The organism is Anaerobacillus sp. 1_MG-2023 (assembly GCF_030547345.1).
In the GTDB taxonomy this organism is placed as follows: domain Bacteria; phylum Bacillota; class Bacilli; order Bacillales; family Guptibacillaceae; genus Guptibacillus; species Guptibacillus hwajinpoensis_B.
The window spans coordinates 1-1560 of record NZ_JAUORD010000034.1 but is presented as its reverse complement, the minus strand read 5'-3'; the positions used below and the strand labels follow the sequence as shown (position 1 = coordinate 1560).

3 protein-coding genes and 1 pseudogene are annotated in these 1560 nt (G+C 37.0%); 3 read left to right on the top strand and 1 reads right to left on the bottom strand.

The annotated features are described in order from the left end of the window. On the top strand, positions 1-337 hold a 337-nt coding region (locus Q4550_RS23130; protein WP_303536506.1), incomplete at its 5' end, for a hypothetical protein. Between the two features lie 181 nt (positions 338-518). Here Q4550_RS23130 and Q4550_RS23125 read toward each other — a convergent pair. After that, a pseudogene (locus tag Q4550_RS23125) lies at positions 519-841 on the bottom strand (transposase); the annotation flags it as partial. A gap of 5 nt (positions 842-846) precedes the next feature. Here Q4550_RS23125 and Q4550_RS23120 point away from each other — a divergent pair. Together Q4550_RS23120 and Q4550_RS23115 are read left to right on the top strand one after the other, a co-directional pair. Further along, positions 847-1137 (top strand): hypothetical protein, encoded by a 291-nt coding sequence (locus tag Q4550_RS23120; RefSeq protein ID WP_303536509.1) that lies wholly within the window; start codon positions 847-849, stop codon positions 1135-1137. Positions 1138-1228: 91 nt separating this feature from the next. Then, positions 1229-1384, top strand: a complete 156-nt coding sequence (locus tag Q4550_RS23115) for a hypothetical protein (protein ID WP_303536503.1) — start codon at positions 1229-1231, stop codon at positions 1382-1384. Positions 1385-1560: the final 176 nt, after the last annotated feature.

The window sequence follows — 1560 nt, the reverse complement described above, 5'->3', positions numbered from 1 at the left end:
TTTGCTTGATGAAACTCCAGTTGCTTTCACAATAGAAAAAGGTCAATCAGCACCGCTTGAATTGATTGTTGAGAATGAAAGAGATCCTAACTCTGATAGATGGAGAGAAGACAACAACAATAACAATGGTGATGGTGAGTCGGATCAAGATAACGACGGTAGTAATAAAGGAAATGATTCAACAAATAGTGATAACAATGAAAGTAAAGGAGACGGTAATCTTTTACCGGTTACTTCAAACCCAATGTATAATTGGATATTGGCAGGTGCACTCCTCATTGTTGCAGGAATGATCACTCTTTCTATCATGAGAATGAGAAGAGTGAGAGAAGAATAAATGAAATGAAGCCAAAAGAAGATGTTTTCTCCTTTTGGCTTCAGCTTGTAGAGGAACCCATGGTTCCTCTACAAGCTTTTTTATGGTTTTGATTTTGATAACGATTGTCTGTTGTTGGGCAGTTAATAATATGAAAAAAACTCTCCTTCACCTAGCTCATCCTGTCTAGGGGATGGATAATCTACTTCATGTTCTGACAGGCGGCTGTCAGTAACGCTTGTTCTCGAAAGTTTTCCTTTCCGCGCAAACGACAATAACGGAGCCCATGCATTTCCATTGAATCTCCGAAGCTACGCTCAATTTTTTTCTCAATCGATAAATCCATTTTCCTTTATCGGAAAGCCGGTTCTGACGAACCTGATCTTTTGTCTCTTCCCACACATGACGGGTAATGGTTTTCTGTTGCTTGTGATTTTGGTAACACTGCGCTAAAAGAGGACACGTCATACACTTCACTTGATCAGATTTATAATGACGGTATCCTTCTCGATCGGTTGTGGCATATCTTGATGAATGTAGAATCGCTAAGTGCGGAAATGATTTCTTTAAACTATTACTTTGTAGGTTCATTGGTAGTTATATTAATGATATATCCATTAAGTGATTCCCCCTCAAGAAAACAATACAAATTAATCTTAGTATTAATTGCCATCGCTTTTGCTATTCTAGCTGCAGGGGTACTGAGAAACTTTGATTTCCTCCGTGAAGAACAAGCATTACTTCCTATGTTGGTAGGTTTGGTCGGTTACCTCATATTAGCATTTTTAATAATGATGAATTTCAGGAAAAAAACTAACTAATTTTAAAAATGGTTTACTTTGTTTTATAAAATTCCCCTTTATATATTGAACAGTCGTTAACATATCAGAAAAAATTATAGGGGGAATTAAATTGCCAGTAGAAGTTATGAAAACCGAAAAACAGTACTTAACACCCGAACAAGTTAGAACGAAGGTTGTAGAAGATTATTCTTATAGCGATCAAGTTATTGCTCTCTCAATGGCAAGTGTTACCATCGGTGCATTAACATCAGTGGCTGGAAAATGACGATATTCCATTATCTCGGAGCGAATCAAGAGTAACTCATAAATGCACTTACAGGGGGCGGGGAGCCAAAGTATGGATCAATTATATATGTCATAAAAAAAAGCTGGTTTGATATTTAAGGACACTAGTGAGTATGGAAAAGTTGATTTTATTCTTCTTGAAACTTCGGAAGACGG